Annotated in this window: 22 protein-coding genes; 7 read left to right on the forward strand and 15 right to left on the reverse strand. The window is 73.6% G+C overall.

Annotated elements, in window-relative coordinates; all coding sequences use genetic code 11:
- Positions 1-22: 22 nt before the first annotated feature.
- Positions 23-1,990, forward strand: coding sequence for a penicillin-binding transpeptidase domain-containing protein (locus tag AC0OLQ_RS30280; protein ID WP_484529044.1), 1,968 nt, complete (start codon positions 23-25; stop codon positions 1,988-1,990).
- Positions 1,991-1,994: 4 nt separating this feature from the next.
- Here AC0OLQ_RS30280 and AC0OLQ_RS30285 read toward each other — a convergent pair whose 3' ends face one another.
- From AC0OLQ_RS30285 to AC0OLQ_RS30320, 8 genes are all read right to left on the reverse strand, one after another.
- Positions 1,995-3,299, reverse strand: coding sequence for an arginase family protein (locus AC0OLQ_RS30285; RefSeq protein ID WP_484529045.1), 1,305 nt, complete (start codon positions 3,297-3,299; stop codon positions 1,995-1,997).
- A 66-nt stretch (positions 3,300-3,365) separates the two neighbouring features.
- On the reverse strand, positions 3,366-4,286 hold the full coding sequence (locus tag AC0OLQ_RS30290; RefSeq protein ID WP_484529046.1) for a tetratricopeptide repeat protein: 921 nt from the start codon (positions 4,284-4,286) through the stop codon (positions 3,366-3,368).
- Positions 4,287-4,467: 181 nt separating this feature from the next.
- On the reverse strand, positions 4,468-6,156 hold the full coding sequence (icmA, locus tag AC0OLQ_RS30295; protein WP_484529047.1) for a coenzyme B12-dependent isobutyryl-CoA mutase large subunit: 1,689 nt from the start codon (positions 6,154-6,156) through the stop codon (positions 4,468-4,470).
- A gap of 96 nt (positions 6,157-6,252) precedes the next feature.
- Positions 6,253-6,663: an Asp23/Gls24 family envelope stress response protein gene (locus tag AC0OLQ_RS30300; RefSeq protein WP_484529048.1), complete on the reverse strand. Its 411-nt coding sequence runs from the start codon at positions 6,661-6,663 to the stop codon at positions 6,253-6,255.
- 147 nt (positions 6,664-6,810) lie between these two features.
- Entirely contained in the window at positions 6,811-7,815 is a 1,005-nt protein-coding gene (gene meaB, locus AC0OLQ_RS30305; protein WP_357341629.1) for a methylmalonyl Co-A mutase-associated GTPase MeaB, read from the reverse strand.
- Between the two features lie 2 nt (positions 7,816-7,817).
- Positions 7,818-9,011, reverse strand: a complete 1,194-nt coding sequence (locus AC0OLQ_RS30310; RefSeq protein WP_357341630.1) for an acetyl-CoA C-acetyltransferase — start codon at positions 9,009-9,011, stop codon at positions 7,818-7,820.
- 220 nt (positions 9,012-9,231) lie between these two features.
- Positions 9,232-9,558 carry a hypothetical protein gene (locus AC0OLQ_RS30315; RefSeq protein ID WP_484529049.1) on the reverse strand — a complete coding sequence of 109 codons (327 nt, stop codon included), beginning with the start codon at positions 9,556-9,558 and terminating at the stop codon, positions 9,232-9,234.
- A gap of 99 nt (positions 9,559-9,657) precedes the next feature.
- The gene (locus AC0OLQ_RS30320; protein WP_357341632.1) at positions 9,658-9,990 is read right to left on the reverse strand and encodes a hypothetical protein; all 333 of its coding nucleotides are present in this window, start codon (positions 9,988-9,990) and stop codon (positions 9,658-9,660) included.
- Positions 9,991-10,387: 397 nt separating this feature from the next.
- Here AC0OLQ_RS30320 and mce point away from each other — a divergent pair, with 397 nt between their 5' ends.
- The 5 genes from mce to AC0OLQ_RS30345 all read left to right on the forward strand — a co-directional run bounded on the left by mce (position 10,388) and on the right by AC0OLQ_RS30345 (position 17,724).
- Positions 10,388-10,864 carry a methylmalonyl-CoA epimerase gene (gene mce, locus AC0OLQ_RS30325; protein ID WP_484529050.1) on the forward strand — a complete coding sequence of 159 codons (477 nt, stop codon included), beginning with the start codon at positions 10,388-10,390 and terminating at the stop codon, positions 10,862-10,864.
- Positions 10,865-11,154: 290 nt separating this feature from the next.
- Positions 11,155-12,510, forward strand: coding sequence for a crotonyl-CoA carboxylase/reductase (gene ccrA, locus AC0OLQ_RS30330; RefSeq protein WP_484532470.1), 1,356 nt, complete (start codon positions 11,155-11,157; stop codon positions 12,508-12,510).
- A 242-nt stretch (positions 12,511-12,752) separates the two neighbouring features.
- A complete protein-coding gene (locus AC0OLQ_RS30335) occupies positions 12,753-14,009 on the forward strand; it encodes a DivIVA domain-containing protein (RefSeq protein ID WP_484529051.1) in 1,257 nt (418 codons plus the stop codon).
- A 171-nt stretch (positions 14,010-14,180) separates the two neighbouring features.
- Positions 14,181-16,178, forward strand: coding sequence for a coiled-coil domain-containing protein (locus AC0OLQ_RS30340; RefSeq protein ID WP_484529052.1), 1,998 nt, complete (start codon positions 14,181-14,183; stop codon positions 16,176-16,178).
- Between the two features lie 451 nt (positions 16,179-16,629).
- Positions 16,630-17,724 carry an AI-2E family transporter gene (locus AC0OLQ_RS30345; RefSeq protein WP_357341648.1) on the forward strand — a complete coding sequence of 365 codons (1,095 nt, stop codon included), beginning with the start codon at positions 16,630-16,632 and terminating at the stop codon, positions 17,722-17,724.
- A gap of 4 nt (positions 17,725-17,728) precedes the next feature.
- On the opposite strand, the gene AC0OLQ_RS30350 is transcribed toward AC0OLQ_RS30345, so the two are convergent.
- The 7 genes from AC0OLQ_RS30350 to AC0OLQ_RS30380 form a co-directional block, all read right to left on the reverse strand.
- Positions 17,729-18,538 (reverse strand): alpha/beta hydrolase, encoded by an 810-nt coding sequence (locus tag AC0OLQ_RS30350; protein ID WP_357341636.1) that lies wholly within the window; start codon positions 18,536-18,538, stop codon positions 17,729-17,731.
- A 66-nt stretch (positions 18,539-18,604) separates the two neighbouring features.
- Positions 18,605-18,937: a hypothetical protein gene (locus tag AC0OLQ_RS30355; protein WP_484529053.1), complete on the reverse strand. Its 333-nt coding sequence runs from the start codon at positions 18,935-18,937 to the stop codon at positions 18,605-18,607.
- 64 nt (positions 18,938-19,001) lie between these two features.
- The gene (locus tag AC0OLQ_RS30360) at positions 19,002-20,048 is read right to left on the reverse strand and encodes a hypothetical protein (RefSeq protein ID WP_484529054.1); all 1,047 of its coding nucleotides are present in this window, start codon (positions 20,046-20,048) and stop codon (positions 19,002-19,004) included.
- Positions 20,045-20,539, reverse strand: a complete 495-nt coding sequence (locus AC0OLQ_RS30365; RefSeq protein ID WP_107078492.1) for a SigE family RNA polymerase sigma factor — start codon at positions 20,537-20,539, stop codon at positions 20,045-20,047. Before AC0OLQ_RS30365 ends, AC0OLQ_RS30360 begins: the two co-directional genes overlap by 4 nt.
- Before the next feature lie 41 nt (positions 20,540-20,580).
- Positions 20,581-22,371, reverse strand: coding sequence for a 3-hydroxyacyl-CoA dehydrogenase family protein (locus tag AC0OLQ_RS30370; RefSeq protein ID WP_484529055.1), 1,791 nt, complete (start codon positions 22,369-22,371; stop codon positions 20,581-20,583).
- A 125-nt stretch (positions 22,372-22,496) separates the two neighbouring features.
- The gene (locus tag AC0OLQ_RS30375) at positions 22,497-23,561 is read right to left on the reverse strand and encodes an alpha/beta hydrolase (protein ID WP_484529056.1); all 1,065 of its coding nucleotides are present in this window, start codon (positions 23,559-23,561) and stop codon (positions 22,497-22,499) included.
- Between the two features lie 86 nt (positions 23,562-23,647).
- Positions 23,648-24,106, reverse strand: a complete 459-nt coding sequence (locus tag AC0OLQ_RS30380; protein ID WP_484529057.1) for an FHA domain-containing protein — start codon at positions 24,104-24,106, stop codon at positions 23,648-23,650.
- Between the two features lie 251 nt (positions 24,107-24,357).
- Here AC0OLQ_RS30380 and AC0OLQ_RS30385 point away from each other — a divergent pair, with 251 nt between their 5' ends.
- Complete coding sequence (locus tag AC0OLQ_RS30385; RefSeq protein ID WP_484529058.1) at positions 24,358-25,860, forward strand: aldehyde dehydrogenase family protein; 1,503 nt, start codon at positions 24,358-24,360, stop codon at positions 25,858-25,860.
- The last annotated feature ends 1 nt before the right edge of the window (position 25,861 follow it).

Below are 25,861 nucleotides of genomic sequence, written 5' to 3' on the forward strand. Positions count from 1 at the left end.
TTCAAACCGGAGGGATTGCTTCATGCTCCTGTCGTACCCCGTCCACCGCCACCTCTCCCCTCGCCGCCGGGTCCTCGCGGCGCTGGCCGCCGTCGCGCTGGCGGCGGGCGGGCTGACCGGGTGCTCGGGCGAGGACGGGCCGGAGCAGAGCGTCGACGCCTTCCTGAAGGGCTGGCCCTCCGGCGACCTCCAGGCGGTCGGCTTCATCGACCCGACCGGTGCCAAGGTGCCGGCGACCGAGGTGACCAGGGAGCTCCGGTCGCTCGCCGGCGAGCTGGCCGACAGCCCGCCGAAGCTCGAGCGCACGGGCGAGGTGAAGGTCACGGCCGACATCGCCACCGCGCGGGTCCGGCTCACCTGGCCGCTGCCGGGCGGGACCACCTGGACCTACGAGAATCCGGTACGCCTCCGGCACGGTGCGGACGACCAGTGGCAGGTCATCTGGGAGCCGAGCGTCGTGCACGAGAAGCTGGCGGCCGGCGACCGGCTCGCACTGCGCCGGGAGGCCGCGCCCCGGACCGGCGTGCTCGACTCCGCCGGCGCCCCGATCGTCGCGCCCCGCCCGGTGGTCCGGGTGCAGGTCAACCCCGGCGAGGTCACCGACGTGAAGGGCCTGGTCCGGAAGCTCGACGCCGCGTTCAAGGCGGTCCGGCCCGCGCTCACCCCGCCGGTCGACCTCTCCGACCTGCCCAAGCGCCTGAGCGAGGCGGATCGGGGCGCGCTCGTCGAGGTGGTGACCCTGCGCGACGAGGCCTACCGCCAGATCAAGCCCCGCATCTACGAGCTGCCCGGCACCCGGTTCCAGTCCGACCAGCTCTTCCTGGCCCCGACCCGCGAGTTCGCCCGGGCCCTGCTCGGCTCGGTCGACCCGGCCCAGGCCGACGACCTCAAGGCCCACCCCGACAAGTACGTCCGGGGCGACCTGGTCGGCCACGGCGGCCTCCAGGGCCGCTACGACGACCGCCTGCGCGGCACCCCCGGGGTGACCGTGATCACCGAGCACCCTGCGGCGGAAGGCGCCACCGCACCCAGCGGGGTCGAGGTGTTCCGCAGCGAGCCGAAGGCCGGCCAGCCGCTGAAGACCACCCTCGACGTGGCCACCCAGAACGCCGCCGACGCGGCGCTGCGCGGGCAGGCCCGGCGGTCCGCCCTGGTGGCCGTACGCATCAGCGACGGCGCCGTGCTGGCCGCCGCCAACGGCCCCGGCGCGGCCGGCGAGAACCTGGCCTTCACCGCCCAGGTGCCGCCCGGCTCGACCTTCAAGATGGTCAGCGCCCTGGCCCTGCTCGACCGGGGCGCGGTGACCCCGGAGGCGACCGTGCGCTGCCCGAAGACGTTCGAGGTCGAGGGCCGCTCCTTCAAGAACTCCGACAACTTCGAGCTGGGCGACGTCCCGTTCACCACCGACTTTGCGAAGTCCTGCAACACCGCCTTCACCTCGCTGGCGCCGAAGCTCGGCCCGGACGGGCTGGCGCAGGCCGGCCGCACGCTCGGCCTGGAGGCGTCCTGGGACCTCGGCACCGACGTCTTCACCGGCAAGGTCTCCGCCAACGGCTCGGCCACCGAGCAGGCCGCCGCCGCGATCGGCCAGGGCACCACCGTGGTCAGCCCGCTCGCCATGGCCGGCGCCACCGCCGCCGTGGCCCGCGGCCACTGGGAGCAGCCCAAGCTGCTGCTGGACCCGGCCCCGGCGAAGCCCGCCCCGGCCGATCCGGCCCTCAAGGCGGAGTCGGTGACGGCGGTCCGGACGATGATGCGCGCGGTGGTCACCAGCGGCACGGCCAGCGCGCTCGCGGACGTGCCCGGCGAGCCGGTATACGGCAAGACCGGCACCGCCGAGTACGACAACAACCCGGCGCACACCCACGCCTGGTTCGTCGGCTGGCAGGGCGACGTGGCGTTCGCGGTCTTCGTCGAGCAGGGCGGGTCGAGCACCGCCAGCGCCGTCCCGATCGCCGAACGCTTCCTCCGCGGCCTCGACGCCCGCTGACGGATCAGGCGATGTCCACACCCGGTCGGGTCGGGTCCGGCTCCGACTCGTCCGCCTCCTCCACGCCGGCCACCCGGCGCAGCAACCCGGGCCCGGCCGATGCCAGCGGTCCGGCCGGCTCGGGTCCGTCCGACCCGTCCGGCTCCACCACCCGGCGCAGCGAGCCCGGACGGGCCGGGTCGGCGGGCGGCGGCTCGGCCGCCGGCCGGTCGCCGTTGCCGCCGGGATCGTCTCCGTCCCCGGTCGGGGTCGGGCCGATCGGCTCGACCGCCACCGCGGGCGCCGGAACGGCCGCCGGGCCGGGCAGCACGTCGCGCGACGGTGGCCGGCCGTTGCCGGGCCGGGGCGCGGGGGCCACCGGGCCGGACGGCAGCAGCCGGGGCGGCGTCGCGCCGGGCGCGACGACCGGGGCGAGCCCGGCCACCACGGTGTTGACGATCTCGGCGGCGTAGGAGCCGTCGGGGTCGTAGTCGGGGTCGAAGACGGTCAGCTCGACGCCGAGGCAGTGCGGGGTGTCCACCAGCCCGGCGAGCAGGATCTCCAGCTCGGCGAAGGCGATGCCGCCCGCGTCGGGCGCGTCGACCGCGGGCATCACCGCCGGGTCGAGCACGTCCACGTCGATGTGCACCCAGTAGCCGGCGCAGTCGGCCAGCTGCTCGTGCGCCCACTGGGCGGTGCGGGCCGCCCCCTCGGCGCGCAGCGCCGGGACCGGGCGGGTGGTGATGCCGGCGGCCTGGAGGTCGAGCCGGTACTCGTCCTGAGCCCGGATGCCGAGCACCACCACGTCGATGTCCCGGAAGTAGGGGCGCCGCCCCTCGATGGCGGCCAGGTCGGCCTGCCCCCGGCCGGTGACCAGGGCCAGGTCCTCGCCCGCCGCCGCGCCCACGTACGAGGCGTTGCCGGGGTGCCGGAAGTCGGAGTGGCCGTCGACGAAGACCAGCCCGATCCGCCCGCCGACCGCCTCGCCGAGCCGGTGCATGGCCAGCGCCGAGCCGAGCAGCACGGAGCAGTCCCCGCCGAGCACCAGCGGGAACTCGCCGCGGTCGATGATCGCGCCGATCCGGTCGGCCAGCGCCACAGAGTAGCCGGAGATCTCCGGCGCGTGGCAGACCCCGTCGCCGGGGCGCCAGTCACCCGGGTCGTACCGGGGCGGGGTGAGGCAGCCGGCGTCGCGGGCCCGCAGCCGGGCGAGCAAGCCGTGGTCGCGCAGCGCGCCGGGCGCCTTCGCGCAGCCCGGGACGGAGGTGGACGTGGGTGGGCGCAGGCCGAGGTTCGTCGGCGCGTCGAGGACGGCGATCCGGCGCATCATGGGCTCCCGTCCTCGATGGTCGGGCGGGCCGGCCGGTACGCCGGCCCGCGCTGGCGTGCGGTGAACTCAGAACAGGGCGCTGGCCAGGGCACGTCGGGCGGCCGCCACGGCGGGGTCGTCCGGGCCTGCGATGGTGAACAGCGACACCAGGTGCTGGCGGACCTGCTCCCGGTCGTCGCCGCCGGTCCGGCGGACCAGGCCGACGAGCCGGGCGTACGCCTGCTCGGCCAGCCCGCTGAGCACCTCGATGTCGGCGGCGAGGAGCTGGGCCTCGATGTCGTCGGGGGCCTGCTCGGCGGCGGCGAGCGCGGCGCGCGGGTCGGCGCCGGCCACCCGCCGGGCGACCCCGACCTGGGCGAGGCCGGCCTCGGCCGCGACGTCCGCCGGGCTCTCGGCCAGGATCTTCCGGTACGCCGCCTCGGCGGCCTCCAGGTCGCCGGACATCAGCGCGTCGTCGGCCTCGGTCAGCCGGGGGTCCTCCGGCTCGGCGACGGTCACGCCACCGGCCTTGAGGATGGCCTGGATCCACTGGCGGAGCTGGGCCTCCGGCACCACGCCGGAGAAGGCGTCGATCGGCTGCCCGCCGACCACCGCGTAGACCATCGGGATGCCCTGGACCCGGAACATCTGGGCGAGCCGCGGGTTGGCGTCGACGTCGACCCTGGCGAGCACCCAGGCGCCGTCGCCCTCGGCGGCCAGCCGCTCCAGCACCGGCGAGAGCTGCTTGCAGGGCTCGCACCACTCGGCCCAGAAGTCCACGACCACCGGCGTGGTCAGCGACCGCTCCAACACCTCGGACTGGAAGGTCGCCTCGGTCACGTCGATGACGGCCAGGGCGCCGCCCGCCGGCGGGCCGCCGGGTACGCCGGCCGGCGGGCCGGCCTGGCTCGGTGTGCTGGGACGGGAGGGTTCGGAAGTGCCGCGCAACGCGCTGAGGTCGACCGCGCCGCGGGTGAAGATCGACGAGGTGATCCGTGGGTCGCTCATGGTTATCTAGTCTCGCACGTGTCCCGCGGAACTCAGATCAACCGCGTCGGCGACAGTTGCAACTGTCACGCCTGGTCGGCGCCACCCCACCCCCACCCCGCCGATCTTGCAGTTTCGGCCCCGGCAAATGCCGCAGAGGCCGCACCTGCCGGGCCCGAAGTGCAAGATCGCGGAGGAGGGGTCAGAAGCGGGCGGGCTCGCGGTAGACGCCCCACTCGGCCCGCAGCGCGTCGCAGATCTCGCCCAGCGTGGCCTCGGCCCGGACGGCGTCCAGCATGGCCGGGATCATGTTCTCCCCGGTCCGGCTGACCTCGACCATCCGCTGCACGGCGGCCTTCACGGCGGCGTCGTCGCGGCCCACCTTGCGCTCGGCGAGCATCCGGCGCTGCTCCAGCTCGACCTCGTGCGAGATGCGCAGGATCTCCAGGTCCTTCGCCACGGTGCCGGTGTGGCAGTTGACCCCGACGATCCGCTTGTCGCCCTTCTCCAGCGCCTGCTGGTAGACGAAGGCCGACTCGGCGATGTGGCCGGTGAACCAGCCGTCCTCGATGCCGCGCAGGATGCCCGAGGTCATCGGGCCGATCTTGTGCGGGCCCTCGCCGCCGAGCTGCCGGATCCGGGCGAAGATCTCCTCCGCCTCGGCCTCGATCTTGTCGGTCAGCGCCTCGACGTACCACGAGCCGCCGAGCGGGTCGGCGACGTTGACGACCCCGGTCTCCTCCATCAGCACCTGCTGGGTACGCAGGGCGATCTCGGCCGACTCGTCGGTGGGCAGGGCGAGGGTCTCGTCGAGGGCGTTGGTGTGCAGCGAGTTGGTGCCGCCGAGCACGGCCGCCAGGGCCTCCACGGCGGTCCGCACCACGTTGTTGACCGGCTGCTGGGCGGTCAGCGACACCCCGGCGGTCTGCGTGTGGAACCGCAGCCACTGGGCCTTCTCGCTGGTGGCGCCGTAGACGTCGCGCAGCCAGCGGGCCCAGATCCGGCGGGCGGCGCGGAACTTGGCGATCTCCTCGAAGAAGTCCACGTGGGAGTCGAAGAAGAAGCTCAGGCCCGGGGCGAAGACGTTGACGTCCAGCCCGCGGGAGAGCCCCAGCTCGACGTAGCCGAACCCGTCGGCCAGGGTGTACGCCAGCTCCTGCGCGGCAGTCGAACCCGCCTCGCGGATGTGGTAGCCGGACACCGACAGCGGCTTGTACCGCGGGATCTCCCGGGCGCAGTACTCCATCAGGTCGCCGATGAGGCGCAGGTGCGGCTCCGGGTCGAAGAGCCACTCCTTCTGCGCGATGTACTCCTTGAAGATGTCCGTCTGGAGCGTGCCGTCCAGGGTGGACAGGTCGGCGCCCTGCCGCTCGGCGGCGACCAGGTACATGCAGAAGACCGGCACCGCCGGGCCGGAGATGGTCATCGAGGTGGTCACGCCGGCCAGGTCGATGCCGTCGAAGAGCACCTCCATGTCGGCGGCCGAGTCGATCGCCACGCCGCAGTGGCCGACCTCGCCGAGCGACTGCGGGTCGTCGGAGTCGCGCCCCATCAGGGTCGGCATGTCGAAGGCGACGGAGAGCCCGCCGCCGCCGGCGCCGAGGATCATCTTGTAGCGCTCGTTGGTCTGCTGGGCGTTGCCGAACCCGGCGAACTGCCGGATGGTCCAGGTCCGCCCGCGGTAGCCGGTCGGGTAGAGCCCCCGGGTGTACGGGAACTCGCCGGGCCAGCCGATCCGCTCGAAGCCGGGGTAGGGCACCCCCTCCGGCGGGCCGTACACCGGGTCCACGGTCATCCCGGAGAGCGTGGTGAAGTCCGCGTCCCGCTTGCGGGCGGCGTCGTAGCGGGCCTGCCAGCGGGCCCGACCGGCGGCGATCTCGTCGGCGTCCATGCGCGGAGCTCCTCCTCGAGTCCTCGGATGCAGTCCGAGTGTAGAACGCCGGCCTGAACGATCGCTAAGGATGTGTGTACCGGCCGGTAACCTGGATCAGGCCGAGGGCGCCGCCGGACCGCCCAGCGCCACGTCGTCGACCCGGATGTTGATCTCGTCGACCCGCAGCCCGTACGCCTCGACCGCCGAGGTCACCGCGGCGCGCACCGCGTCGGTCACCTCCGGCACCGGCCGGCCGCCGTCGATCACGATCACCAGGTTGACCACCGCCGCCCCGTCGGTGACGTGCGCCGAGCAGCCGCGCCGCGCGTCGCCCACCTGGTCCAGCCCGACCCGGTCCAGCACGGCGTTGAAGAAGCGGGCCACGTCGCCGCCGAGCTCGGCCACGCCGGGCACCGACTTCGCGGCGGCCACCGCGATCTTCTCCACCACCTCGTCGGAGACGTGCGTCGCACCGCCCGCCACCGCGTTCGGCAGCACCGACAGCTCCTGGGTCTCGTCAGCCATGCTCTCCCACCGGGGTTCGTCCGGCCCCACGCGCTCAGTGAGGCGGTGCGAGCGTACTAGGCGGCCGGGATCCGCAGTGGACCCGTCAGGCGCGGGTCCGCCCCGCGGCGATCGGGCGTACAAAAGATCGCTGATCGCGCCGGCGGATCAGGCGCCCAACTGCTCCAGCAGTTCGGCGGCCGCCGCGTACGGGTCGATGGCGCCCTCGGCCACCTTGGCCGCCAGCGTCGGCAGTTGCGTACCGTCGCGCAGCGAGCCGATCCGGTCCCGCAGGGTGCCCAGCGCGATCGCCTCGATCTCGGCGGCGGCCCGCGCCTCCCGGCGGCGCCGCAGCTCGCCGTGGCGCTCCAGCCAGTCGCGGTGCTTGTCGATCGCGGCGGCGATGTCGTCGATGCCCTCGGCGCGGGCGGCGATGGAGCGGACCACCTGCGGCCGCCACTCGCCCGGCCCGCGCTCGCCCAGCGCGATCATGCCCTGGATGTCGCGCACGGTGGCGTCGGCGCCGTCCCGGTCGGCCTTGTTGACCACGAAGACGTCGGCGATCTCCAGGATGCCGGCCTTGACCGCCTGGATGGCGTCGCCCATGCCCGGCGCGAGCAGCACCAGCGTGGTGTCGGCCAGCGAGGCCACCTCGACCTCGGCCTGGCCGACGCCGACGGTTTCGACCAGCACCACGTCGCAGCCGGCGCCCTCCAGCACCCGCACCGCCTGCGGCGTGGCCGCGGAGAGCCCGCCCAGGTGGCCCCGGCTGGACATCGAGCGGATGTAGACGCCCGGGTCGGTGGCGTGGTCCTGCATCCGGACCCGGTCACCGAGGATCGCCCCGCCGGTGAACGGGCTGGACGGGTCGATGGCCAGCACGCCCACCCGGTGGCCGCGCGCCCGCAGCGCCCGGACCAGCTCGTTGGTGGTGGTCGACTTACCCACGCCCGGTGAGCCGGTCAGGCCGACCACCTGGGCGTGCCCGGCGAAGGGCGCCAGCGCCGCCGCGACCTGCGGCAGCACCTCGTCGCCGGACTCGACCAGGGTGATCAGCCGGGCCACCGCGCGGGGGTCGCCCCCGCGGGCCCGCTCGACCAGCAGGGGTACGTCCCGGCTGCGGCGCACCGAGCCGGTGGCCGCCGCCGGGACGTTCTGGACACTGTCGGCCACGGTCAGCTCTCGGCGCCGTTCGGAACGTGGATGATCAGCGCGTCGCCCTGGCCGCCGCCGCCGCAGAGCGCGGCCGCACCGGTGCCGCCGCCGCGCCGCTTGAGCTCCAGCGCCAGGGTGAGCACCAGCCGGGCGCCGGACATGCCGATCGGGTGGCCGAGCGCGATGGCGCCGCCGTTGACGTTCACCTTGTCGGTGCTGATCCCAAGGTCCCGGGCGGACTGGATGCCGACCTGGGCGAACGCCTCGTTGATCTCGATGAGGTCGAGGTCGGCGACGCTCAGGCCGCCCTTCTTCAGCGCGTGCTGGATGGCGTTGGACGGCTGCGAGTGCAGCGAGTTGTCCGGGCCGGCCACGTTGCCGTGCGCGCCGATCTCGGCCAGCCAGGTGAGCCCCAGCTCCTTGGCCTTGGCCTTGCTCATCACGACCACCGCCGCGGCGCCGTCGGAGATCGGCGAGGAGCTGCCGGCGGTGATGGTGCCGTCCTTGGTGAACGCCGGGCGGAGCTTGCCCAGCGACTCGGCGGTGGTGTCCGGGCGAATGCCCTCGTCCTCGCTGATCACCAGCGGGTCGCCCTTGCGCTGCGGGATGATCACCGGGGTGATCTCGTCGGCGAAGTGACCGTTCTTCTGCGCGGCGGCGGCGCGCTGGTGGCTGGCCGCGGCGAACGCGTCCTGCTCCTCGCGGGTGATGCCGTGCTTCACCCCGTGCCGCTCGGTGGACTCGCCCATCGAGCAGCAGTCCCAGGCGTCGGTGAGACCGTCCAGGGCCATGTGGTCCTTGATGGTCACGTCGCCGTACTTGTAGCCGGAGCGCTGGCCGAGCATCAGGTGCGGGGCGTTGGTCATCGACTCCATGCCGCCGGCCACCACGATGTCGAACTCGCCGGCCCGGATGAGCTGGTCGGCCAGGGCGATCGCGTCCAGCCCGGAGAGGCAGACCTTGTTGATGGTCAGCGCCGGGGTGGACATCGGGATGCCCGCCTCGACGGCGGCCTGGCGGGCCGGGATCTGGCCCGCGCCGGCCTGGAGCACCTGACCCATGATCACGTACTGGACCTGGTCCGGGGCCACGCCGGCGCGCTCCAGCGCTGCCTTGATCGCGACGCCACCGAGCTTCGTCGCGGGGAGGTCCTTGAGGTTGCCCAGCAGGCGCCCCATCGGGGTCCGCGCGCCGCTGACGATCACCGAAGCCATGCCTGCCTCCGAGGGGTGCCGACCTGTACGCCTTAACGATTGTTAGGACGCACCATATCTGCCGGGAAGAGCGACAGTACGGTGACCCCGAGCACGTCCGCAATGCGCTCCAGGTCATGACGGTCGATGGCTTGGTCGTCGCGCCGCGGCGTCCAGCCTCCGGGCCCGGCCGGCCCGACGTGGCAGCACGCAGCAGGCCTTCGCCGGGCTGTTCGCGCGTTCAGCCCTGCCGCGGGCGGCGCCGGCGCGGCGGCACCGGCCCCCTGGGCGACGACGCCAGCGACAGGTGCGTCCCTCGGGCGGCCACCTCGATCCGCGGCGTCCGGTCCGGCGGGAGGTGCTCCCGCTGGGCGACCACCACCACGTCGACCTTCCCGTCGATCATCATCTGCCTGACCTCGTCCCACGGTGCCGTGGTGATGATCCCGAGGAGGTCGTAGCGGCAGCGCCTCGCGTGGTCCAGGCAGGTCATGAGGTGGGGTTCGATCGGGTCGACGTGGGAGGGGATCCAGATGGCAGCGACGGGGCGTGACAGTGAACTCACCATCCGTACTCTTCACCGCATGCAATTTGCAGATCAACCTTGCACCGTCCGGGTTCGCATATGCCGAACGATCGATGAGCTGGGACCCTTGGCGATCGTGGGTCAGCCGTGGGAGGTGCGACCGTGCTGCGCCCGGAGGTGGTCGTCGAGACGGCTCTCCACGTCCTTGAGGCGGCGCTCCGCATCGTTGACCGCGTCCCGCAGCGTTCCGCGTCCGTTCGGGTGCAGCTCCGTTTCGATCCGCCGCAACCGCTCCGGCACCCCCGGGACGGCGTCGTGGCCCGGTCGGGCCGGCACCCCGTACCAGTCCTGCCGGAACTCGTCGTTGTGGCGCGCCAGGCGGCGCAGCGGCCGGCTCACCGTCACGGCCAGGGTCAGCGCGCTGAGGATGGCGCCCAACACGACGCTCGCCGCCGCCCACTGCTCCAGCGTCATGCCGACCGCTCCCGAGCCGGGCCGCCTGCGATGGTGGCGTCCGGTGCGTTACCGCGCTTCTTCGGTGCCGTGCGCACGGCTCGACCCTCCCCGAGTCCGGTCGAGGCCCCCGTGCGCGGGCCGCGAGCGCCGGCCGGGGGACGACCATTGCTGATGTGCGTGCCTGTTCGAATCCTGCTCGCGACCTGCTCATCGGGGCATCGGCCGTCCAGCAGGACGATCGGAGCGGCGCCGGCCGCCGCTCGGGCATACGGAGGATGTGGGGCCGGGGTGACCCGCTCCGGGTCGGCCGTTCGACCAAGGCTCACCCCGAGGACGTCCGGGCGTCGTCCGTTCAGCCGAGTGAGATGCCCGACTGGGGAGGCCGGCCGAACGATCGTTAGGCCACACTAGCGCCATGGCTGAGAACTCCCCCGTCGAGCCCGTTGCCGACCATGTCCCCGACGTCGGCCTGCTCCGCATCGACCACGTCGGGATCGCCGTGGCCGACCTGGACGCCGCGATCGACTTCTACCAGCGCACCTTCGGCATGCGCTGCGTGCACACCGAGACCAACGAGGAGCAGGGCGTCCGCGAGGCGATGCTCGCCGTCGGGCCGACCACCGAGGGCGGTTGCCTGCAGCTGCTCGCCCCGCTGTCGCCGTCCTCGACGATCGCCAAGTTCCTGGACCGCAACGGGCCGGGCGTGCAGCAGGTCGCGTACACGGTGACCGACATCGACGCGGCCTGCGCGGCGCTGCGCGAGCGCGGCGTCCGGCTGCTCTACGAGAAGCCGAAGCGGGGCACCGCCGACTCGCGGATCAACTTCGTGCACCCGAAGGACGCCGGCGGCGTCCTGGTGGAGCTGGTCGAGCCGGCCGCCACCGGCCACTGAGGCCACCGGAGGGGCCCCGGCCGAGGTGTCCGGGGCTCCTTCCTACTGCCTGGGACGCGGCGCGGCACTGCGCGGTTCCGCGTTCCCACGGACACCTCCACGCATCGGCGGATGCAGTTTTTCACAGAGGACTTCCCGCCCTAGCTACCGTTCAGTAACGTCCCGCCCCACAGGAGCGCGACCGGTGCCGGATGTGTCGATTGCCGACATGGCGGTCCCGTCGCACCGGCGCCGACGATGGCAGCGCCCCTGCCCGCCCGGTGCGGGTGCGCGACGAACGGGAGGTCACCGTGCAGGACATCCTCGAAGCGATCATGGCGGCGGAGGGCTCCGCGCAGCCGGAGCGGGAGCTCGCCGGCCTCGCCGGCCTGCCGGTACCCGAGACCTACCGGGGTGTGGTGGTCCGCGCCGAGGACACCCGGATGTTCGACGGCATGGCCACCCGGGACAAGGACCCGCGCAAGGCGCTGCACGTACAGGACGTGCCCACCCCGGAGCTGGGCCCCGGCGAGGCGCTCGTCGCGGTGATGGCCAGCGCGATCAACTACAACACCGTGTGGACCAGCATCTTCGAGCCGCTGCCCACCTTCAAGTTCCTCCAGCGCTACGGCCGGCTCTCCGAGCTGACCCGCCGGCACGACCTGCCGTACCACGTGGTCGGGTCGGACGCGGCCGGCGTGGTGCTGCGGACCGGGCCGGGGGTGACCCGGTGGAAGGCGGGCGACGAGGTGGTGGCGCACTGCCTGTCGGTCGAGCTGGAGGACGCCGCCGGCCACGACGACACGATGCTCGACCCGCAGCAGCGGATCTGGGGCTTCGAGACCAACTTCGGCGGCTTGGCCGAGCTGGCCGTCGTCAAGGCCAACCAGCTCATGCCGAAGCCGCGCCACCTGAGCTGGGAGGAGGCGGCCAGCCCCGGGCTGGTCAACTCCACCGCGTACCGGCAGCTCGTCTCGCACCACGGGGCGAACATGAAGCAGGGCGACGTGGTGCTGATCTGGGGCGCCTCCGGCGGCCTTGGCGGCTACGCCACCCAGATGGCGCTCAACGGCGGGGCCATTCCGGTCTGCGTGGTCTCCTCGCCGGAGAAGGCCGAGCTGTGCCGCAAGATGGGCGCCGAGCTGGTCATCGACCGCACCGCCGAGGGCTTCAGCTTCTGGAAGGACGAGGAGACCCAGGACCAGGACGAGTGGCGGCGGTTCGGCGAGCGGATCCGCGAGCTGACCGGCGGCGAGGACCCGGACATCGTCTTCGAGCACCCGGGCCGGGAGACCTTCGGCGCCAGCGTCTACGTCGCCAAAAAGGGCGGCACCATCGTCACCTGTGCCTCCACCAGCGGCTACCTGCACCAGTACGACAACCGCTACCTCTGGATGCACCTCAAGCGGATCGTCGGCAGCCACTTCGCCAACTACCACGAGGCGTGGCAGGCCAACCGGCTCGTGGCGCTCGGCAAGGTGCACCCCACCGTGTCGCGGACCTACCCGCTGGAGCAGACCGGCCAGGCCGCGTACGAGGTGCACCGCAACGCGCACCAGGGCAAGGTCGGCGTGCGCTGCCTGGCGCCCACCGACGGCCTCGGCGTCCGGGACACCGAGCTGCGTGCCCGGCACGAAACCGCGATCAACCGGTTCCGCGGGCACTGACCGCCGCATTGCCTTTCCGGTAAGCCGGAACACCATTCGATTGCTTGAAGACAAAGGGCCGCGGGCATCGTCCCGCGGCCCTTTTCGCGCGCTCCCCGCCGGGCCGCCCGACCCGCCCGGGACCTGCCAAGATCGCCGGTTGGTCCGGTCCCCCCGCCCGTCGAAGTTGACCATGTAAACAGGACACGAAAGCTGCGGACCGCTCTTGCGAAGCACCCTGGGGCGTCTGCGAGTATGTCCCAATGCCCCAGCAGCAGTCCTCCCCTCTTGCGTTCTTCGATAACGCGAACTCACAGCCCGATTTCACCGTTGGCCTGCGTGGCTACAACACCAACCAGGTCGACGACTTCATCGGCCGGTTGACCGCCGCCCTGAGTCAGTCCGAGCAGGCCCGCGCCGAGGCCGAGCAGCGGATGAACGACGCCCAGCGCCGGCTGCGCCAGGCCGAGCAGCGCCAGGGCGCGCTCGAGCAGAAGCTCACCGAGACCAACAAGCAGCTCGAGGAGAACAGCCGGCCGACCCTCTCCGGCCTGGGCACCCGCGTCGAGCAGATCCTCCGGCTGGCCGAGGAGCAGGCCAACGACCACCGCAACGAGGCCAAGCGCGAGTCGGAGGGCATCCTCTCCGCCGCCCGCCTCGAGGCGCGGGAGATCACCGACAAGGCGCGCGCCGAGGCGGCTGCCATGAAGGCCTCCGCCGAGCGCGAGGCCGGCAGTGTCCGCACCGCCGCCGAGCGCGAGGCCGCCGAGGTCCGGGTGCAGGCCCGCCGCGAGGCCGACACGCTGCGCGCCGACGCCGACCGGGAGACCAAGCAGCTGCGTACGGTCACCGCGCACGAGGTGGCCGAGCTGAAGTCGACGGTCGAGCGCGAGGTCGCCACCCTGCGCGCCACCGCCGAGCGGGAGATCACCCAGCAGCGGGCCAAGGCCGCCCGCGAGGCCGAGGAGAAGCGGGCCGAGGCCACCAAGCTGCTCACCGACGCGCGGGACAAGCGCGACAAGGACCTTCAGGCCCTGGAGCTCCAGCTCGCCGAGCGGCGCGAGAAGGCCGAGCGCGAGGAGTCCGAGCGGCACGCCGCCCAGGTCGCGCAGACCCAGAAGCTGGTCAGCGAGGCCGAGCAGCGCGCCCGGGCCGCCCAGGAGCGGGCCAAGGAGATCGAGCAGCGCGCCGAGGCCCGCCGGGTCGAGTCCGAGCGCACCGCCACCGACACGGTCGAGAAGGCCAAGGCGTTGGCCGAGAAGACGGTGTCCGAGGCGAGGGCCGAGGCGCAGCGCCTGCTCAGCGAGGCCCGCACCGAGGCCGAGCTGACCACCCAGGCGGCCCGCCGCGAGGTCGAGGACCTCACCCGGCAGAAGGACGCGGTCACCTCGCAGCTCGGGCAGATGCTCTCCGGTCTCGCCGGCATCGTGCCGGGCGTGCCGGCGGCGGGCGCCAACAAGCCGGAGGCACCGAAGGCCGACAGCGCCGACAAGAAGGTCACGGCCGAGTCGGCCAACTGAACAACCACCCGCAGACGGGGCATGAGCCGCGGCGCGGGGTGACACCGGGTGACCGGTGCCGCCCCGCGCCGTCACGCTTTCCGGCTCGTTTCGCCAGCTCACGAAAGTGCGCCTGCCAACAGGGGCGTCCGTATCGCCCCAGCAGGGCCGGATGCGTGTGAGGATGGGGGCATGTCGCACGGCGAGGAACTGTTCGCCCTCGGCGGGGACGTGACCACGGAGCCCAGCTTCGAGTCCGCTCTGCGGGGGTACGACAAACGACAGGTCGACCGCTACGTCGCTCGTGCGGAGCACGAGATCTCGGCGCTGACAACCGAGCGGGAACAGGCGTACACCCAGATTCACAAGCTGGCCGGCCAGGTCGAGGTGCTGCAACGCGACCTCGCCCAGGTGCGCAAGCAGGTGGGCGTCGTGGACCGCGCCTCGTTCCGGCACCTCGGTCCCCGGGTCGAGCAGATCCTCACCATGGCCGAGGAACAGGCCGACGACATCCTGACCGCCGCCAACGAGGAGATCGAGGCCCGGCGCGCGGCCGCCGAGCACATCATCGAGGAGGCCCGGGAGCAGGCCGCCCAGGCCCTCAAGGACTTCGAGATCGCCCTCGCCGCCCGCCGGGCCGAGGAGGAGCGGCACACCGCCGCCCGCAAGGCCGAGGCGGAGGCCACGCTCAAGGCCGCCCGGGACGAGGCCGAGAAGCTGCGGAAGAACGCCCAGGACGCGCTGGCCAAGGCGCAGCAGGAGGCCACCCAGCTCCGGGACACCGCCAAGGAGATCCACGCCCGCGCCCAGCAGGAGTCCACCCGGCTGCGCGAGACGGCCAAGGAGGCGGTGGCCAAGGCCCAGCAGGAGGCCACCCAGCTGCGCGAGGCCGCCAAGGAGGTGCACGCCAAGGCCCAGCAGGAGGCCAAGCGGCTCACCGAGTCCGCCGCCGAGGCCGGCCGGGCCACCCACGCCAAGGCGCTCGCCGAGGCCAAGAAGATCGTCGACGACGCGGAGGAGGCGGCGAAGGCCACCCGCGGCCGGGCCCGCACCGAGGCCAACCGGCTCACCACTGAGGCCACCGAGGCGGGCAAGCGCAACCGCGCCGAGGTCGAGGCGTACGTGCAGCGGATGCGGAGCGAGACCGAGGCCTACGTCCAGCAGGCCCGCGCCCAGACCCAGCAGGAGCTGGGCGCCTGGCGGGCCGGCGTGGAGAAGGAGGTCAACGCCCGGCGGGAGACGGCGGAGAAGGAGCTGGCCCAGCGCCGCGCCTCCGCCGAGCAGGAGTTCGCCAAGCGCCGCGACGAGCTGGACAAGCTGCACACCAAGCGGCAGGACGAGCTGGAGAAGGCGTACACGGCCCGGCGCGCGGAGATCGAGCAGGGCGCGGCGGGGCTGCGCCAGGCGGCCGAGCAGGACGCGCTCACCATGCGCCAGCGGGCCGAGGAGGAGGCTACCGAGCTGCTCCGCCGGGCCGAGGCGGAGGCCGCCGGCAGGCGCCGCAAGGCCGACGAGCACGTGGCCGCCTCGCGCCGGCAGTTCGAGGAGTACGCGGCCACCACCCAGCAGCACCTGGCCACCACCCAGCAGCACCTCGCCGCCACCCAGCAGGAGGTGGCCGCCGGCCGGCAGCAGCTCGCCCACGTGATGCTGGAGATCGCCAACGCCCAGCAGGAGCTCGCCGACCTGCGTACGGAGACCTGGAAGTCCCGGCAGGAGTCCGACGACCTCCAGCGCCGGCTCCTCGAGCTGCACGCGGAGGCCGGCCCGGCCGGCCTCGCCGCCACTCCGGTCGACCCGGCCGAGCTGGCCACGGCGGCCGGCGGTGAGTCCGGTGGCGCGCCGAAGGGCGACCGCAGCCCGGTGCCCGTCACCGCCAAGGGCATCGCGACGGTCTCCCCCAACGGCGGCGCCCCGGCGGCGAAGGCCGGAGAGGCGGCGAAGACCGGCGAGCCGGCGGACGGCGCGAAGGCGCGCCCGGTCGCCGAGCCGGTGACCACCGTGGACGGCTCGGGCGCCAGCGCCGGGGTCGACGGCGGGCCGACCGTGGCGGCCGTGCCCGGCGAGGGCGGCCGGGGCGCCACCCCGACGAAGATCACCAGCACCGGCGAGAACGGCAAGCGCCCGACCAAGCCGACCACCGATGAGCGCAGCGCCAAGCCGAGCGCCGTCACCGTCGACAAGGACTGACCCGCCGGCGGTCCCGCACCCGACCCGCCGGATCCCCACCTCGCCGCACGAGTGAGGGACCGCACCAGCTCGCCGGGCTGGCGGCGTCCGGCACCCTGGGAAGCCCCACCTCGGCGACGGCGGCGGAAGTGATGGAGGGGATGGTCGGGGCGGGCGTCGACCGCTAACCTGCGGGGCAGAGGGCTGCGCCGCCGAGGACCCGTCCGGTGCTCACGGTCCGCCGCAGGGGCGCTCCGCCGGGCCGGAGCGGGGAGCCGGGGAGGCACGGGTGTCGCAGGAGGGTTCCGCCGACCCGGACGACGACCCGCTCGACGCGAGGCGCCCCGAACCCGGTCCCCACGACGCGAACGCCACGCCCCGCCGTCCTGCGGCCCACGAACCGACCGGCAGCAAGGGGTCGGCCGGCGGGCGGGAGCCGCTCGACCGTGGCCGGCCGGCCGACAAGCCCGCGCTGGCCGAGGTCGGCGTGGAGACCGAGCCGACCGAGTTCGAGCCGAGCGGGCGATTCGGCGTGCCGGGCCGGCCGCTGCGGCGCAGCAGCTTCCTGTTCGGCTTCACCGGGGCGCTCGGCGTGCTGCTGGCGTACGCGGTGTTCCTGGGCGTACGCAACTCGGCCGGCATCCTGGTGCTGGTGGTGATCGCGCTCTTCCTCGCGGTCGGCCTGCACCCGGCGGTGGTCCGGTTGCGCCGCTGGGGGTTGCCGCACGGGCTGGCGGTGGCGGTGGTGACGCTGACCCTGGTGCTGCTGATCGTCGGTGGCCTGCTGGCCCTGGTGCCGCCGGTGGTGACCCAGTCCGGGCAGTTCATCGAGCATCTCCCCGGTTACGTCGACGACCTGCGCCGCAACCCGACGGTCAACGATCTCGTCGAGCGCTACGACGTGATGCAGCGCGTCCAGTCGGCGGCGAACGCCGACACCATCGGCCGGGCCCTCGGCGGTGTGCTGGGCGGGGCGCAGCTCATCTTCGGCACCATCTTCCGGGCACTGACCGTGCTGGTGCTGACCATCTACTTCCTGGCCTACTTCAACAAGCTGCGCGATCTCGGGTACGCGCTGGTGCCCCGGTCCCGCCGGGAGCGGGTCCGCCTGATCGGCGACGAGATCCTGGCCCGGGTCGGCGCGTACATGGTCGGGGCGCTGTCCATCGCGGTGCTGGCCGGGGCGAGCACCTTCGTGTTCGCCCTGGTGGTCGGGCTGCCGTACCCCTTCGCCCTGGCCGTGGTGGTCGCGGTGACCGACCTGATCCCGCAGATCGGGGCGACCCTGGGCGCCGTGGTGGTGACCCTGGTCGGGCTCGCCACCGACCTGCCGGTCGGCATCGCCTGCCTGGTCTTCTTCCTCATCTACCAGCAGGTCGAGAACTACCTGATCTACCCCAAGATCATGCGCCGGGCGGTCTCGGTCAACGAGGTGGCGGCGCTGCTCGCCGCCCTGCTCGGGGTGTCGCTGCTGGGTGTGGTCGGCGCGCTGATCGCCATCCCCACGGTGGCCGCGCTCCAGCTCATCCTGCGCGAGGTGGTGCTGCCCCGGCAGGAGACCCGCTGACCCGTCAGCCGGCGCGGCGCTGCGCCGGGCCGGGCACCGGGGTGTCGGCGAAGGCGGCCACCGTGCGGTCGGCGTAGGCGCTGACGTCGCCGGTCTCCATCGGGCCGTCCCAGGTGGTCGGCAGCGGCACCGGCACGGCCGGGTTGACCCGGCTGACGATCTCGTTCAGCACGGTCTCCGCGTCGCCGACCCAGAGGTGCTTGGCGCCGGCCACCCCGACCACCTCGGCCTGCGGCACCGCCGCGAAGCGCTGCCGGGCCTCCTCCGGGCGCAGGTAGTCGTCGAACTCGGGGACCAGGGCGGTGAGCGGCCGACCGGACTCGGCCCAGACGGTCAGGTCCTCGGGCTGGGAGAAGCGCAGCGGCGGGGAGAGCAGGATCGCTCCGGTGATCGCCGGGTCGCAGCCGTACTTCAGCGCCAGGTCGGTGCCGAACGACCAGCCGACCAGCCAGATGTTCGGCAGCTCGTGGAACTCGGCGTACTCGATGGCGGCGGCCACGTCGAAACGCTCGCCGACCGCGTTGTCGAAGGCGCCCTCGCTGGTGCCGCGGACGCTGCTGGTGCCCCGGGTGTTGAAGCGGAGCACGGCCAGGTCGGCCAGCGCGGGCAGCCGCCAGGCCGCCTTGCGGAACACGTGGCTGTCCATCATCCCGCCGTGGGTGGGCAGCGGGTGCAGGCAGACCAGGGTGGCGACCGGCTCCCGCTCCAGCGGCCGGGCCAGCTCGCCGACCAGCTTCAACCCGTCGGCGGTGTGCAGCTCGATGTCCTCCCGGCGGCCGGGCAGGATCGACGAGGCACGGATCGGTTTGCTCACCGTCCCAGTCTCCCGCGCCGCCGCCCGCGTCGCCCGCCGGGGCGCAAACAGCGTGATCCAGGTCGCTCAGCCGTAGCGGGGGGCGCCGCGGCCGCGCTGGAGGTTGGGCCCGCGCCGGTCCCGGGCCCGCCAGCAGCCGCTGTGCCAGTGCCGGCGGTCGGTCAGGTCACCCCGGTCGTCGGCCGGCCAGGCCACCAGGTGCGCCACCCCGGGGCGGATCTCCTGGTCGCACCCGGGGCACCGGTACGTCTTGACCGACGCCCCGCCGGTGATCCCGCGGACCTGCCAGTCACCGTCGCGCCACTGCTGGACGGTCGGCACGCCCTGGCGCGCCCGCTCGGCGTCCAGGTGGCTGGTGTCGTCCCGGCGGGGACGGTTGCGACGGGGACTCACGGTCACCAAGCGTACGGTCCGCCGGCCGGACCGCCCCGGGTCGGGCGGCCCGGCCGGCGGACCCGGTGGCCTACCAGGTCCGCGGGTCGGTCAGGTCGTCGGCCACCCGTACCCCGGCCAGGACGACCGTCGCGTCGGCCTCGGTGAAGCCCTTGTCCAATCCGCCGAAGGTGGCGATCAGGTGCGCCTTCGGGATCCCGAGCACCTCCAGCCTGGTGCCGTCGGGATAGAGGTAGGCCGACCGGCCGTCGACGGTCCGGTTGCCCTCGGTCCGGCTGCCCGCGAGCTGGCTGGCGTGATCGAAGTTCACCCGCATGGTCGCGTCCTGCCCGCGTACGAGGGTGAACCGCGCGTTCACCCCGCCCGGGAAGGCGGAGGCGTCCACGTCGCAGTCCAGCAGCGTCGCCCCGGGCGGCAGGGTGGTGAGCCGCAACGGGCCCGCGCACCGTCTCGCCTGATTCCAGCGCAGCGCGTCGACCGCCCGCCGGAGCGCCGTCCGGTCCCTGCCGGCGGTGCTCGCCCGGGCGTACAGGCCGTTCACCGGGCGCCACGACAGGATCAGTCCACCTGCCTGGCCGGGCACCTCGCGGACCGTGCCGTCGAACGGCAGCGGCTCCTCCACGGCGTCGAAGGTGAAACCGTCCACGCCCCCCCGGCTCAGCAACTCGACGGAGCGACTCACCTCGACCAGGACGGGTGGCCCGCCGCCGACGGTGAACCGGACGGATTCCACCTGGTTCTGCCGGATTCCCCAGCCGAGGTAGCGGGCGCGGGCCGGGTCGACCCCGAAGTGCAGCACCTGCGCGTCGGTGGCCACCCGCGTGGGGTCGGCGACCGCGCCGGGCACCCCGTCGGCGCGGGGCGGCACCGGCGGGGCGACGGCCGGGGTGGCCGCGCCCCAGGGCAGCCGGCCGGACAGCCCGCCGAGGTCCGCGCCGCTCAGGCCGACGAAGCCGAGGACCCCGACCAGGGCCAGGGTCGTGCCGGTGGCGGTCCGGCGGCGCAGCTGCCGGCGGCGGCCCCGGGCGCGGGACTCCCGGAGCAGGCGGTGGGTGTCGGTCTCCCCCTCGGCCTGCTCCCGCAGCACCGAGGTGATTCGCTGGTCGAGGTCGGTCACGGCCGGCTCCCCTTCGTCGTCGGGACGCCGCAGCGCTCCCGGAGCTGGGCGAGCGCCCGCATCGCGTGGGTGCGGACGGTGACCGGCGAGCAGTCGAGGATCTGGGCGATGGTCGCGTCGTCCAGGTCCTCGTAGTAGCGCAGCACCAGCACGGCGCGCTGGCGGTCGGGGAGGGCGCGGATCAGCCGCCACATCTCGTCGCGGTCGGCCGCCTCGCCGCCGAGGTCACCGCGCTGGGGCCGCTCGGCGAAGGTGTCCACGGCCAGCTCCCGGCTGGACCGCCGGCGCCACCACGACGTGTTCGCGTTGACCAGCATCCGCCGCACGTACACGTCGGGCCGGTCGGCCCGGGCGATCTTCCGCCAGTGCACGTACGCGCGGGCCAGGACGTCCTGGGTCAGGTCCTCGGCGCGGTGCTCGTCGCCGGTCAGCAGCCGGGCCAGGCGCAACAGGGCCGGGCCGCGGCTGCCGACGTACTCCTCGAAGGTCACGCCTTGAAGACGCCGTCACGGGCGCCGGCTGTTGACCCGGGTCAGCGCTGGGTGTGGTCGCGGAAACCCCGGCCGCTCTTGCGGCCCAGGTAGCCGGCGGTGACCAGGTGCTCCAGCAGCGGCGCGGGGGCGAAGCCCGGCTCACGCAGCTCCAGGTAGAGCTCCCGCTGGATGGCCAGCGAGACGTCCAGGCCGACCACGTCGAGCAGCTCGAACGGGCCCATCGGGTAACCGCAGCCGAGCTTCATGGCGTAGTCGATGTCGTCGGCGGTCGAGTAGCTGGCCTCCAGCATCTTCACCGCGTCGTTCAGGTACGGGAAGAGCAGCGCGTTGACGATGAAGCCGGACCGGTCGCCGCAGACCACGCCGGTCTTGCCCAGCGCCGCGCAGACCGCCCGGGCGGTGGCGGTGGTCTCCGCCGAGGTGCGGATGGTCCGCACGATCTCGACCAGCGGCATGATCGGCGCCGGGTTGAAGAAGTGCAGTCCGATCACGTCGGCCGGCCGCTGGGTGGCCATCGCCACGTCGATCACCGGCAGCGACGAGGTGGTGGTGGCCAGCACGACGCCCGGCTTGCAGATCTCGTCGAGGCTGGCGAAGAGGGCCTTCTTGACGCTCAACTCCTCGACCACGGCCTCGACCACCAGGTCGACGTCGGCCAGGTGGTCCAGGGTCGCCGACCAGGTGACCCGGCCGAGCGCCGCGTCCCGGTCGGTCTCGCTGAGCTTGCCCCGCACCACGCCCTTGTTCAGCGAGGTCTTGACCGTCTCGCAGAGCTTGGCGGACTTCTCCGCACCCCGGGTCACCGAGATGACCTCGTAGCCGGCCTTGGCGAAGACCTCGATGATGCCCGTGGCCATGGTCCCGGAGCCGACCACGCCGACCTTGGCGATCGCCCGGGCGCCGTCGGCGAGCGCCGCGCCCGTGCTCACCGGGGTGTGCTCGTCGGGTACGACCACCGGGGAGCCCGGGCGCTCGTAGGTGTAGAAGCCGCGGCCGGACTTCCGGCCGAGCAGGCCGGCCGTGACCATCTGCTTGATCAGCGGCACCGGGGCGTGCCGGCGGTCGCGGCCGCCGCGCCGGTACATGGTGTCCAGGATCTCGTACGCGGTGTCGAGGCCGATCAGGTCCATCAGCGCGAGCGGGCCCATCGGCAGGCCGCAGCCGAGCTTCATGGCGGCGTCGATGTCCTCCCGGGTGGCGTACCGGGACTCGAACATGCTGACCGCGTGGTTCAGGTAGCCGAACAGCAGCGCGTTGGCGATGAACCCGGCGCGGTCGTTGATGGTGACGTCGACCTTGCCGAGCCGCTCGCAGAGCGCCTCCACGTCGGCCACCACGTCGGCGGACGTGACCACGGTGCGGACCACCTCGACCAGCTTCATCACCGGCGCCGGGTTGAAGAAGTGGATGCCGATGACCTGGTTCGGCCGGGTGGTGGCGACGGAGATCTCGGTGACGCTCAGCGACGAGGTGTTGGTGGCCAGGATCGCCTCGGGCTTGCAGACCCGGTCCAGCTCGGCGAAGATCCGCTGCTTCAGGTCCAGGTGCTCGGGCACCGCCTCGATCACCAGGTCCACCGAGTGCAGGGCGTCCAGCCCGACCTGCCAGTCCACCCGGGACAGCAGCGCGTCCCGATCGGCCTCGGCGAGCTTGCCCTTGGCCACCGCCCGGTCGGTCGAGCCGGTGAGGGTGGCCCGCCCGCGCTCCAGGGCGGTCGCGGAGATCTCGACGGCCACCACGTCGATGCCGTTGCGGGCGAACACCTCGACGATGCCGGCACCCATGGTGCCCAGACCCACCACACCCACCCTGGTGAACTCGCGCGCCACGACCGGCCTCCCCCTGGTTGACTCCGCCGTTGCCGACATGAACGGCGGCTAAGGTTATGCGCCGGAGTCTGCCACGTGACGCTGCGTTGTCGAGACGCCGTGGGATATTTCACGCACCGCGTCGGTCAGACCCCGGTCGGCACCCCCGCGAGCGCCAGCAGCTCGGCGACGAACTCGGCCGGCCGCTCCAGGTGCGGGCTGTGCCCGCAGCCGGGCAGCACCACCTCCCGGTACGTCCCGCCGGCCGCCGCGTACCGGTCGAGGACCGCCCGGGTCTGGCCGACCATCGGCTGCGGCGGGCAGTCCGCCGCCCCCGGCCAGCCCGGCACCACCCCGAGCGACCCCAGGTACGCCAGGTCGAACAGCGAGGTGTCCGAGACGATCACGTCGGCGTCGCCGCGTACCCAGGTCACCGGCGGCTTGGCCGGGACGGCGACCAGCTCGTCGGCGAGCCGAAAGTGGGCGGGCGCCAGCGCGTTGAGCACGCCGCGCCGCCCCGCCGCGGTGCCCGGCCAGTGCGCCGAGGCGACCGCCGTGCCGGGGTAGTTGTCGTCCCCGGTCGCGGTGGTCAGCATGCTCTCCAGCAGCAGGTCCTCGTCCGCGCCCAGCGACGCCGGGTCGGCCACGTACGCGGAGCGCAGCACGTTGCGGGGGCTGGTCGGGCCGTCGGCGCGCCGGTCCCCCGCGGCCAGCCGGGCCACGAAGTCGGGGTTCGCCGTGCCCCCGCCCGTGCCGGCGAAGTCGGGCGTGGTGGGGGTGCCGTCGAGGTCCCGGGTCCCGCCGAAGCCGTACGGGGAGACCGGCGCCGCCAGCAGCAGTCCGGCCACCCGGTCCGGGTGGTCGACCAGCAGCCGCATCGCCACCCCGCCGCCGAGCGAGTGCCCGACCACCACCGGCCGGGCGCCGGGAGCGAACAGCCCGGGGGCGTCGAGCAGGGCGGCCACGTCGTCGGCGAAGTCGTCGAGGCCCCGGGTGGCGTCCACCGGAGCGGTGTCGGTCTCGCCGTATCCGCGCAGGTCGGGGGCGACCACCCGGAGCGTCTCCGGCAGCCGGGGCAGCAGTGGCTCCCAGAACGCGGCGGACGACACGTTGCCGTGCACCAGCAGCACCGGCACGCCGTCGGGCGGCCCGGCCACCCGGACCGCCTGGGTGATGTCGTTGGCCCGGACGGTGTGTCGCTCGCTCCGCATCCGCGCATGCTGGCACGGTCAGCCGGAACCGGTCCATGTGGGCGGCCCCCATCCGGGGCCGCCGGCCCGTGTGGCGGAACTCCGGGTCAGCTGTGCGTGTCGACGGGCAGCGGCAGCGTGCCGCGCGACTCGATCGGCGTGCGGGGCGCCGGAGGGACGGGCAGCGGCAGGGTCGGCCGGTGGTCGCGGCGCGGCTGCATGAAGCTCATCCCAACCGGGTCGGTCCGGGCCACGCCCGGGTCGAAGAAGCGCAGGTCGGTGCGGCCGAGCCGGATCACGTCCCCGTCGGCGAGCGGCACGCTGCCGATGATCCGCTGGTCGTTGAGCCAGGTGCCGTTGGTCGAGCCGAGGTCGGTGAGCACCACCCCGCCGGGGGTGGCCTGCACCGTGGCGTGCCGCCGGCTCAGGTGCGGGTCGGCCAGCACGATGTGGGCGCTCGGCGCCCGACCGACGACCTGTGGATCCCGGCCGACCCGGAAGCTGAGCCCGCGCATCGTCCCCCCCGACACCGTCAGCAGCGGCATCAGTTCCGGATGCTCCTCCATGGACAGTCGACCTCCACCCCGCCGTCGCTCCGCGGCGTCAGCCTGCCACCTCACCGTAATCGTTCCCACCACCGCGCGGTCACCCAGATGGCCCCAGGCGGCCATCTCCTGTTCGCCGTTTCGGCGGGCGTCGCCGGTTCAACGGGCGGCACGTCCGTCGATCCCGCCCGGCCCGCCGCGCCACCGACCTGGGCAGAGTACGGGTCGCGCGGGACCTACCGGTGAGTAACGCGCGGGTCTAGACTTCGGCCATGACGGCTGTGCATGTCCCGGGGACCCCGCTCATCGAGGACGGTCGACTGGTGTCGACCAGTCCGGCGACCGGCGCGGAGGCGGGGCGGCTCCCGGTGGCGACCGAGGCGGACGTGCGCGCGGCGGTGGAGCGGGCCCGCGCCGCCGCCGACTGGTGGGCCGGGCTCGGCTTCGCCGGGCGCCACGATCGGCTGCTGCGCTGGCGCCGCGTGCTCGCCCGCCGGATGGAGGAGCTGGCCGACCTGGTGCACACCGAGGGCGGCAAGCCGGTCGGCGACGCCGTGGTGGAGATCCTCACCGCCCTGGAGCACATCGACTGGGCCGCCCGTAACGCCCGCCGGGTGCTCGGGCCGCGCCGGGTCCGCACCCGGCTGATCCTCGCCGAGTTCACCGCCCACCTCGAATACCAGCCGTACGGGGTGGTCGGCGTCATCGGCCCGTGGAACTACCCGGTCTTCACTCCGATCGGCTCCGCCGCCTACGCGCTGGCCGCCGGGAATGCGGTGGTGTTCAAGCCGAGTGAGTACACCCCGGCCGTCGGGCAGTGGCTGGTGGACCGGTTCGCCGAGATCGTGCCGGAGCAGCCGGTCTTCCAGGCGGTGCACGGGCTCGGCGACGTCGGCGCGGCGCTGTGCCGCTCGGGGGTGGCGAAGCTGGCCTTCACCGGCTCCACCGCCACCGCCAAGAAGGTGATGGCGGCCTGCGCCGAGACGCTCACCCCGGTGCTGCTGGAGGCGGGCGGCAAGGACGCCATGATCGTGGACGCCGACGCCGACCTGGACGCCGCCGCCGAGGCCTGCGTGTGGGGCGCGCTGACGAACGCCGGCCAGACCTGCATCGGCATCGAGCGGGTCTACGCGGTCGACCAGGTCTTCGACGCCTTCGTCGACAAGGTGGTGGCGAAGGCCGGCCGGCTCACCGTCGGCCCCGACGGCGCCGACATCGGCCCGATCACCATGCCGTCCCAGGTCGACGTCATCCGCCGGCACATCGACGACGCGGTGTCCCGCGGCGGCCGGGCGGTGCTCGGCGGCCCCGAGGCGGTCCAGCCGCCGTACGTGCACCCGACCGTGCTGGTGGACGTGCCGGAGGACTCGGCCGCGGTGCGCGAGGAGACCTTCGGGCCGACGCTGACCGTCAACCGGGTCCGCGACGTGGACGAGGCCGTGGAGCGGGCCAACGCCCTCTCGTACGGTCTCGGGGGGTCGGTCTTCGGCCGCAAGCGGGCCGTGGCGGTCGCGCGGCGGCTGCGCTCCGGGATGGCCGCGGTCAACTCGACGCTGACCTTCGCCGGCATGTCCACGCTGCCGTTCGGCGGGGTCGGCGAATCCGGCTTCGGCCGCATCCACGGCGAGGACGGGCTGCGCGAGTTCGGCCGAGCCAAGTCGATCACCCGCCGCCGGGCCCGTTCGCTGCTGCCCTCGATGACGTTCGAGCGCACCCCGGCCGACGTCGCCCGCCTGGTCAAGGCCGCCAAGCTGATGTACGGCCGGGGCCGCTGAC

The organism is Micromonospora sp. Utrum1, assembly GCF_057197805.1.